Origin of the sequence: Streptococcus sp. DD13 (assembly GCF_001578875.1) — a bacterium.
In the GTDB taxonomy this organism is placed as follows: Bacteria; Bacillota; Bacilli; order Lactobacillales; family Streptococcaceae; genus Streptococcus.
Genome location: NZ_KQ969506.1, coordinates 530,497 through 539,274, shown reverse-complemented (window position 1 = coordinate 539,274; position 8,778 = coordinate 530,497). Strand labels below are relative to the sequence as shown.

At 41.0% G+C, this 8,778-nt stretch carries 7 protein-coding genes; all 7 read left to right on the top strand.

The window, feature by feature from the left end; all coding sequences use genetic code 11:
• Nucleotides 1-150: 150 nt before the first annotated feature.
• Genes STRDD13_RS02395 through STRDD13_RS02365 form a run of 7 tightly spaced genes read left to right on the top strand, consistent with a single transcriptional unit; the run spans nt 151 to nt 8,734 of the window.
• A complete protein-coding gene (locus STRDD13_RS02395) occupies nt 151-822 on the top strand; it encodes a GTP diphosphokinase (RefSeq protein ID WP_067101396.1) in 672 nt (223 codons plus the stop codon).
• The gene (locus tag STRDD13_RS02390) at nt 806-1,624 is read left to right on the top strand and encodes an NAD kinase (protein ID WP_156471230.1); all 819 of its coding nucleotides are present in this window, start codon (nt 806-808) and stop codon (nt 1,622-1,624) included. Before STRDD13_RS02395 ends, STRDD13_RS02390 begins: the two co-directional genes overlap by 17 nt.
• Nucleotides 1,624-2,538, top strand: coding sequence for an RluA family pseudouridine synthase (locus tag STRDD13_RS02385; protein WP_067101390.1), 915 nt, complete (start codon nt 1,624-1,626; stop codon nt 2,536-2,538). Before STRDD13_RS02390 ends, STRDD13_RS02385 begins: the two co-directional genes overlap by 1 nt.
• Nucleotides 2,525-3,511: a phosphate acetyltransferase gene (pta, locus tag STRDD13_RS02380; RefSeq protein WP_067101388.1), complete on the top strand. Its 987-nt coding sequence runs from the start codon at nt 2,525-2,527 to the stop codon at nt 3,509-3,511. The genes STRDD13_RS02385 and pta overlap by 14 nt, the downstream gene beginning before the upstream one ends.
• Complete coding sequence (locus STRDD13_RS02375; RefSeq protein WP_067101385.1) at nt 3,512-5,245, top strand: ABC transporter ATP-binding protein; 1,734 nt, start codon at nt 3,512-3,514, stop codon at nt 5,243-5,245. It begins immediately after the preceding gene.
• On the top strand, nt 5,242-7,008 hold the full coding sequence (locus STRDD13_RS02370; RefSeq protein WP_067101381.1) for an ABC transporter ATP-binding protein: 1,767 nt from the start codon (nt 5,242-5,244) through the stop codon (nt 7,006-7,008). The genes STRDD13_RS02375 and STRDD13_RS02370 overlap by 4 nt, the downstream gene beginning before the upstream one ends.
• A complete protein-coding gene (locus STRDD13_RS02365) occupies nt 6,989-8,734 on the top strand; it encodes a glycosyltransferase family protein (RefSeq protein ID WP_067101378.1) in 1,746 nt (581 codons plus the stop codon). Before STRDD13_RS02370 ends, STRDD13_RS02365 begins: the two co-directional genes overlap by 20 nt.
• Nucleotides 8,735-8,778 lie beyond the last annotated feature (44 nt).

Here is an 8,778-nt window from a genome sequence, read left to right as displayed (position 1 = left end):
AAGCCGACTAAATTCTGACTGGCTTAGTAAGGTTTTGTACTCAATTTCTAAGTGATTCATTTTTAATAGAGAGAAACCCCTTTCATATGGTATAATTATCTTTGTGCTAATTCTATAAAAAAATGGAGAAAATGACAAGAAAGGAGAAAAATGGATATCAATTGGGAAGAATTCTTGGATCCTTATATCCAAGCTGTTGGAGAATTAAAAATTAAATTACGCGGTATTCGTAAGCAGTTTCGGAAACAAAATCTTCATTCCCCTATCGAATTTGTGACAGGACGTGTCAAGCACGTCGATTCGATTTTAGAGAAAATGGCTCTTCGACATATTCGCCCAGAGCGGCTGGCCGAAGAGATGCAAGATATTGCTGGATTGCGCATCATGGTGCAGTTTGTGGATGACATACCTGAAATATTGGCAATTTTGCGGAAACGAAAAGATATGACCATTGTCAGTGAAAGAGATTATATCAGCAACATGAAAGAATCGGGTTATCGGTCTTATCATGTGATTATTGCTTATCCAGTAGATACCATTAATGGGAATAAAACGGTTCTGGCGGAGATTCAATTGCGGACCTTATCGATGAATTTCTGGGCGACGATTGAACATTCTCTGAATTATAAATACAAGGGAAATTTTCCGGCTGATATTAAGGAGCGGTTGGAAAAGACAGCGAGGATTGCCAGTCAGTTGGATGAAGAGATGAGGCAAATTCGAGATGATATACAGGAGGCTCAAGCGATGTTTGACCCCGCTTATCGGAAGATAGAAGATGGGGTGGGCAATAGCGATGATCAAGATGAAGAATACAGATAGAAAAAAAATAGCTCTGATGAGCAGTAGAAACCCAAGGAGCCAAGAAGTTTCGAAGGAGTTATTTGAAAAACTCAAACAAGAAAATTTTATCTTGACGCCTAAAAATCCAGATATTGTGATTTCAATCGGAGGAGATGGGATGCTGCTGTCTGCTTTTCACAAATACGAAAATATCTTGGATCGGGTAAGGTTTGTTGGAGTGCATACTGGACACCTTGGTTTTTATACAGATTACCGGGATTTCGAAGTAGATCAACTGATTGAGAATTTAAAATTAGATTCAGGATCTAAGGTTGCCTATCCGATATTGAATGTTCGGGTGCACTTAAAGAATGGGAAGGTCATCTCGTCACGAGCTCTGAATGAAGCAACTCTCAAACGCCTGTCAAAAACGATGGTGGCCGATATCTCCATTAATCAGGTTCCATTTGAACGTTTTCGAGGAGATGGGATAGCTGTTTCAACACCAACGGGCTCAACTGCTTATAATAAATCTTTGGGAGGAGCTGTCTTGCATCCCACCATCGAAGCCTTGCAGATTGCAGAAGTAGCAAGTTTGAACAATCGGGTTTATCGGACTTTGGGCTCTTCAATCGTCGTTCCCAAAAAGGATAAAATTGTCATCACGCCCATTCACTCAGACCGTTATTCCTTATCTGTCGACAATCGGACGTTTGTCTATGACAATATTGATTTTGTCGAATATGTGATTGACAGCAATAAAATACATTTCTTAGCGAGTCCTAGTCACACCAGCTTTTGGAACCGTGTCAAGGATGCTTTTATAGGTGAGGTCGAATAATGCAGTTTGACTTCATCGCAGATCAGCATACCAAGATCAAAACGTTTTTAAAAAAACACGATGTTTCCAAAGCTCTTTTGGCCAAGATTAAATTTGAGGGAGGAGATATCCGAGTCAATGGTGTGACACAAAATGCCATTTACCTATTGGATATTGGAGATCGTGTGACCATTATCATCCCGAGTGAAGAGGATAAAAGTGGGAGCTTGCAAGCCATTGACTTTCCTTTGGAGATTGTCTATGAAGATGACCATTTTTTGGTATTAAATAAACCAGTTGGTTATGCTTCTATTCCGAGCATCTTGCATTCCTCGACGATGGCCAATTTTGTAAAAGGCTATTATATCCGTCAGGGGTATGAAAACAAGCAGGTGCATATCGTAACACGCTTGGACCGGGATACATCTGGTCTCATGCTTTTTGCCAAACATGGCTATGCACATGCGAGGCTAGATAAACAATTGCAGGCCAAAAAAATTCACAAACGATATTTTGCATTGGTGAAAGGGAGTGGTATAATAGAGGACAAGGGTGAAATTATTGCTCCGATAGGTCGTCCGAAAGATTCAATCATTACTCGACAAGTTATGTCGGATGGGAAATATGCCCATACATCCTACGAACGGCTTCAATCTTGGGGAAATATTCATTTAGTTGATATCCAACTTCATACGGGACGGACTCATCAGATTCGGGTTCACTTTGCTCACATAGGTTTTCCCTTATTAGGAGATGACTTATATGGAGGGAGTATGAAAGAAGGAATTGAACGACAGGCACTTCATTGCCACCAGTTAACATTTATCAATCCATTTGAGGATAAGAAACTTATCTTAGAAAGTCCTATCCCTACTGATTTTCAAACGGTGATAGAACAACTTAATGTAGAAGGAGAAACTTATGGAAATTCGTAGTCTTTTTGGTGAACTTAGAGGGAAAATCGTCGGCCAAAATTTAAAAATTGTCTTGCCAGAAGGGGATGATGAGCGGGTCCTTCGGGCTGCAGCTCGCTTAAAGTTTGAAGGTTTGTGCGAACCTATCGTTTTAGGAGAGCGTCAAGCAATCACAGACTTGCTGGCTAGCCTTGGTTTTTCAAGTCCTGAATTTGACATTATCAACCCAGAAGAATACGCTGGATTCGAGGATATGAAGAAAGTGTTCTTGGAGTTGCGCAAAGGGAAAGTTAATGAAGAAGATGCGGATGCAATCTTGCGTGATGTGAACTATTTTGGTGTCATGTTGGTACAGATGGGATTGGCCGATGGGATGGTTTCAGGTGCGTCTCATTCCACTGCGGACACAGTTCGTCCAGCTCTTCAAATCATTAAGACCAAACCAGGTGTTTCACGGACTTCAGGTGTCTTCTTGATGATTAAGGAAGACAAACAGTTTCTCTTTGGGGATTGTGCAATCAATATCGATCCAGATGCGCAAACCTTGGCTGAAATTGCGATTAACTCGGCTTCAACAGCAAAAACTTTTGGAATTGATCCAAAGATTGCCATGGTGTCCTATTCCACTTTGGGATCAGGTTCAGGACCAAAAGTTGAAAAAGTAGTCGAAGCAACAAAAATAGCAAAAGAATTGCGTCCAGACTTAGTCTTAGACGGAGAATTGCAAATGGATGCAGCCTTATCAGAAAGCACTGCCCGTATCAAGGCGCCAAATAGTCCAGTAGCTGGCCAGGCGAATGTCATCATTTTCCCGGGTATCGAAGCAGGGAATATCGCTTATAAAACAGCCGAGCGTTTAGGTGGATTTGATGCTGTTGGACCAGTCCTTCAGGGATTGAAAAAACCAGTAAATGACTTATCTCGTGGCTGTAGTGCAGAAGATGTTTATAAACTTGCTATTATTACGGCAGCACAAGCTTTGGATGTTGAATAAATGAAATTTTTCCTACAATATTTTAAGCAGTATAAGAAAGAAACGATTCTAGGACCCTTATTTAAGCTTCTAGAAGCTTGTTTTGAACTCGTTGTTCCCTTAGTCATTGCCGCAATTGTAGACAATATCATCCCTCATAGCAACCGACCTAGTTTGGTTGCTATGATTTTATTGTTGGTACTTTTTGCTAGCATTGGGATTACGGTGTCTTTAATTGCCCAGTATTTTTCAGCAAAAGCAGCTGTTGGAGTCACCAAGGAGTTGACACACGATCTCTATCAAAAGGTCTTGTCACTTCCAAAGTCCAGTCGAGATGAGATTTCGGCGGATAGCTTATTAAACCGCTTGACAAGCGACGCTCTGCAGATTCAGACAGGGATCAATACCTTTTTAAGGCTTTTTTTAAGAGCACCCATTGTGGTTTTTGGCGCATTTTTAATGGCTTTTTTCATTAGCCCTAGCCTTTCTCTTTTATTTCTCGTGATGATCCTGACTTTGACAGGTATTATCGCTTTTATTTCTTGGATTTCCAATCGCTATTATGCTCGCCTACGAAAACAATTAGATCGCTTAGTCGGTTTAGTTAGGGAAAATGTACTGGGGATTCGCGTCATTCGGGCTTTTGGACAGGAAGAACGTGAAATTCAGACTTACACGACGGAAAATCAAGCCTATCTCCAAATCCAAACAAAAGCCAATTATTGGTCTTCTATTCTTTCACCAGCAACTTTTATTGTCGTTAACGGCACCTTACTGTTGCTGATTTATCAAGGAAATGTAGCAATTGGATCAGGACTCTTGGAACAAGGGAGCTTAGTAGCGCTCACCAACTATCTCTCACAAATCTTGGTGGAACTTGTCAAGATGGTAACGACTGTTTCAACGATGAATCAGACCTATATTAGTCTGAAGAGGGTGAAGGAAGTTTTCCAATTGGAATCCGAAAATCTAGACCAGGACTTGCCTGTTTCAAAAGCTCCTCAATCGAGTGACCAGATAGAAATAAAGGGCTTAAGTTTTGCCTATCCTCACGCAGCAGAAGAAGCTTTAAAAAATGTCTCCTTTAAGCTTTCCAATCACCAATTTATGGGAGTGATTGGAAGTACTGGATCAGGAAAATCTACTCTGGTCCAATTACTCTTGCATCTTTATCCTGCTAGTAAGGGTGAAGTGTTGGTCTATAAAGATGGGCGAAGTCCTCGGAGTCTAAGAGAATGGCGGCAGCTGTTTGCCATTGTCCCTCAACAAGCTCAACTTTTTAGTGGAACTGTTCGTTCCAATCTTACTTTAGGATTAGATAGAGAAAAAATTAGTGATGAACAAATCTGGAACGCTTTGCGAATAGCTCAGGCGGCAGATTTTATCGCTCAAAAAGATGGTTTGGATACGGTTGTGGAAGCATTTGGCCGGAATTTCTCCGGGGGACAACGGCAACGGTTGACAATCGCGCGTGCCTTATTGCATCCTGCGCCCATCCTACTCTTGGATGATTCAACATCTGCTTTAGACTATCTGACGGAAAGTAAGTTGTTGTCAGCGATTCGAAAGGAACTTCCCGAAAAGAGTCTTATTATGATCTCACAGCGAACGAATAGTCTCAAGCAAGCCGATCAAATTCTTGTGTTAGACAAGGGACAGCAAGTTGGTTTGGGACGGCATGAAGAATTATTGAAAGAATCTTCTGTTTACAAGGAAATTGACGCATCCCAACACAGTCGGAAGGAGGAAGCATGAGAAAACGAACAAAATCGTCTTCAGGGACTTTAAATAAGCTGTTTAAACGCTTGTATAAACATCCAGTTCAACTAATCCTCATCTTGTTCTTGACAGTTGCCCAAGTATCGCTTACCGTTTTTCTTCCGATTTTACTTGGACGTGCGATTGATACCGTTATCCTACCCCATAATGTTTCCTTACTAGGGAATATTTTGGGACAAATGTTCATCGTAATTGGATTGAACACCTTGATTCAATGGATCAATCCTATTCTCTGTAACCGATTGATTTATCAAATGGTGGCTGAGCTACGCCAAGAAGTATTTGAAAAGATTCACCAACTTCCCTTATCCTATATCGATCGACAAAGTGTCGGGGATGTCGTTGCCAGAATTTCCAGCGATAGTGAGCAATTAACAAATGGTCTTTTGATGATCTTTAATCAGTTTATTGTTGGGGTTTTAACGATTGTATTCACCATCTTTACAATGGCTGAATTAGATATGTTGATGATGGTATTAGTAGTGGCTCTGACGCCTTTGTCTTTATTTATCGCTCGTTATATTGCTCAAAAAAGCTATCTTCTCTATCGTCACCAAACGAGCTCGAGAGGAGAGCAGGCCAAGTTGTTAGAGGAATCCATTGGACAGCTGACCTTGATTCAGTCTTTTAATGCTCAAGAACAGTTGAATGGACAATTTCAGACCATCAATCAAACCTATGCCAATTATTCACAGTCGGCTATTTTTGCCTCTTCAACGATTAATCCAACTACCCGATTTGTTAATGCCCTGATCTACGCACTGTTAGCGGGCATTGGGGCCTTACGGATTATGTCAGGGAGTTTCACAGTTGGTGCACTGACTACCTTTCTTAGTTATGCTAGTCAGTATACCAAGCCCTTCAACGATATCTCTTCTGTGCTTTCGGAGTTACAGAGTGCACTTGCTTGTGCAGAGCGATTATTCGATATTGTCGAGCAAGAAGTGATTGCTGAAGTAGGAGAAGGAAAATTCGAATTGGACCAGATTCAAGGTCATGTCGCTTTCGAAAACGTTTCTTTTTCCTACCAAAAGGGTAAAGAGCTTATCAATAACTTGAACCTTGATATTCCTGCAGGTTCGAAAGTAGCCATTGTTGGACCAACCGGGGCAGGGAAGTCTACCTTGATTAACCTACTCATGCGGTTTTACGATATTGACTCTGGAGTAATTACTCTAGATGGACACAATATTGCCAACTACAGTCGTAGTTCCCTTCGGTCTCTGGTTGGGATGGTTTTGCAAGAAACCTGGTTAAAGGAGGCGACAGTCTATGAGAATATCGCATATGGCTATCCCAATGCTACACCGGAGTTGGTGAAAGAAGCAGCGATTGCGGCCAATGCAGACTTTTTTATTCGACAATTACCTCAAGGATACGATACCTATTTGTCTGATGCAGGTGCTTCTTTATCTCAAGGGCAAAGACAGTTACTAGCGATTGCTCGTGTCTTTGTGAAACTCCCCAAAATATTGATATTGGATGAAGCAACGTCATCCATTGATACAAGGACAGAAATCCTTATCCAAGAGGCTTTTGAAACGCTTATGAAGGGTCGTACCAGCTTCATCATTGCTCACCGATTGTCTACGATTCAATCAGCGGATCTCATCTTGGTTATGGTGAATGGAACGATCGTGGAACAAGGGAACCATCACTCTCTCATGGAGGCAAAAGGCGTCTATTATCAAATGCAAAAGAGTCAAGGGAGTCTGCAAAATGATGAAGAGAACCATTAAATCAGATTTTGAAGAAAACATGAAGGCTCGAAAACCATGGAACAAAAGGAATCTGCTCATAGGAGGCAGTTTCCTTCTTTTTGCCCTCTTGCTAACTCTACCAGACCTCCTTAGAGGAGGAGTTTTGCTAGGAGATGATTTTATCTTTCATTACAATCGTTTCTATGACAGTATGATGCAATGGAAGGAAGGTGCAGGTTCATCTTTTCTCTCGCTGTATGGTTTTCAGCAGTCAGGGCGCATGATCAATGTCCTCTACGGTCCGCTTTTTGCGAGTATCCAGGGACTCGTCCTATTATTAGCGGGTTCGTGGTTTCGTTATTACCTCTTGTCTAATCTCCTCTTGTCTGTCTCGGCATCCTGTAGCTTGTTTCTTTTTCTTCAGGTGGCAAAGATTCCCAGAAAGATTGCATTTCCCCTATCTGTTTTGATCCTGACAACCTATAGTGTGCAGTATTGGTGGGTCAACCAAGGATTCACGAGTTGGGCTCTAGCTTTCTTCCCTCTCTGTCTGATTGAGCCAATCAAAGCGATCCAAACTAAAGAAATCAGACCAGTACAAATCGCTCTATCGATAAGCTGGATGCTCCAAATCCACATGTTATCTGCATTGTTTTTGATTCTTGCTTATAGTGTAATTTATTTTAATCTCTTCATCAGAAGTCATCAAAAAGGGCGTTTTTTTAAAAAAATCTTACGATCCTTCGTGATTTTCTTGTTTTTGACCCTTAATATTTGGCTACCTTATCTACAGATTAGTCAGTCAAACCAGCTCGTCAGTCCGTTTATCAATCGAAATTTTGTACACAACACCATCACGGATGCGAATTTTTCCTTGATGACTTACCCTTTCTTTTTTGTCTTTCTTTTAATCGGTGTTTGGTTTTACGCTTTGTTTCAATGGAAGAAGGGAGATAAGGTCTTTCGCCTGGCGCTTGTTTTGTTTTCCTTATTTTTTCTTATGGCGAGCAATGTTTTCCCTTGGCAATTCGTTGCAGGAAAAGGGATTAAGGCGATTGAATTGTTGCAATTTCCATTTCGATTTTTCCTTTATGCGATTATTTTTTTCTTTCTATTAGCAGGGAAGGTATTTTCAAATCTTAAGCAGTATCGTTTGGTTCAAGTATTTTTATGGGGAACGGTCGTATTGGGCATTTCCGCTAGTCTATGGACACATTGGGAGCGCCTAGATCAGACCTATTTTTCTGATCAATTTTTGGAGAATCAAGCCAATAGTATCATTTCCTCAGATAAAGTAGGCTTAAGAAAGGCCCTCCATTCGAATGATTTAGGTCAGTTTTTGACACTCGTTCAGAATGCCTCGCCTGATTATCTTCCCCAGTATAATAGCAAATGGACCAAAGATGGCTTGGGCAATACAGCTTCTTATCGCTTTTATGTATTGGAAAATCAAAATGGATTTCATAAAGAAGTGAAGGGACAAGAACTAAGCCTAACATGGGAATCTGCTCAAGCAGAAGAACGTGTCCTTCCCTTGGTTGTTTATCACGAATCTAAGATCATTCTGGATCAGAAGGATACCGATCCATCTTCCCTGAAGCTTACACAGATTGGAAATCCTATTATATCGTCCAGTCCTGGCCGGCACCAGCTGATCCTTTCCTATCGTTCCAGTTATGCTTATGATATTCTTTCCTGGATTGTTTTTGCTAGTAATGGAGCCAGTTTGCTCTATTTATGGCGACATAGGAAGCATGAAAAATAAGGGATGCTCCTAGATAGAAAATATCGGAATAAAGAAAGTGGCTG

Excerpts from the sequence above, each read along its gene's own strand:
- STRDD13_RS02390 (WP_156471230.1), top strand. The coding sequence starts at position 806 with ATGAAGAATACAGATAGAAAAAAAATAGCTCTGATGAGCAGTAGAAAC.
- STRDD13_RS02395 (WP_067101396.1), top strand. The coding sequence starts at position 151 with ATGGATATCAATTGGGAAGAATTCTTGGATCCTTATATCCAAGCTGTT.
- STRDD13_RS02375 (WP_067101385.1), top strand. The coding sequence starts at position 3,512 with ATGAAATTTTTCCTACAATATTTTAAGCAGTATAAGAAAGAAACGATT.
- STRDD13_RS02385 (WP_067101390.1), top strand. The coding sequence starts at position 1,624 with ATGCAGTTTGACTTCATCGCAGATCAGCATACCAAGATCAAAACGTTT.
- STRDD13_RS02370 (WP_067101381.1), top strand. The coding sequence starts at position 5,242 with ATGAGAAAACGAACAAAATCGTCTTCAGGGACTTTAAATAAGCTGTTT.
- STRDD13_RS02365 (WP_067101378.1), top strand. The coding sequence starts at position 6,989 with ATGATGAAGAGAACCATTAAATCAGATTTTGAAGAAAACATGAAGGCT.
- pta (WP_067101388.1), top strand. The coding sequence starts at position 2,525 with ATGGAAATTCGTAGTCTTTTTGGTGAACTTAGAGGGAAAATCGTCGGC.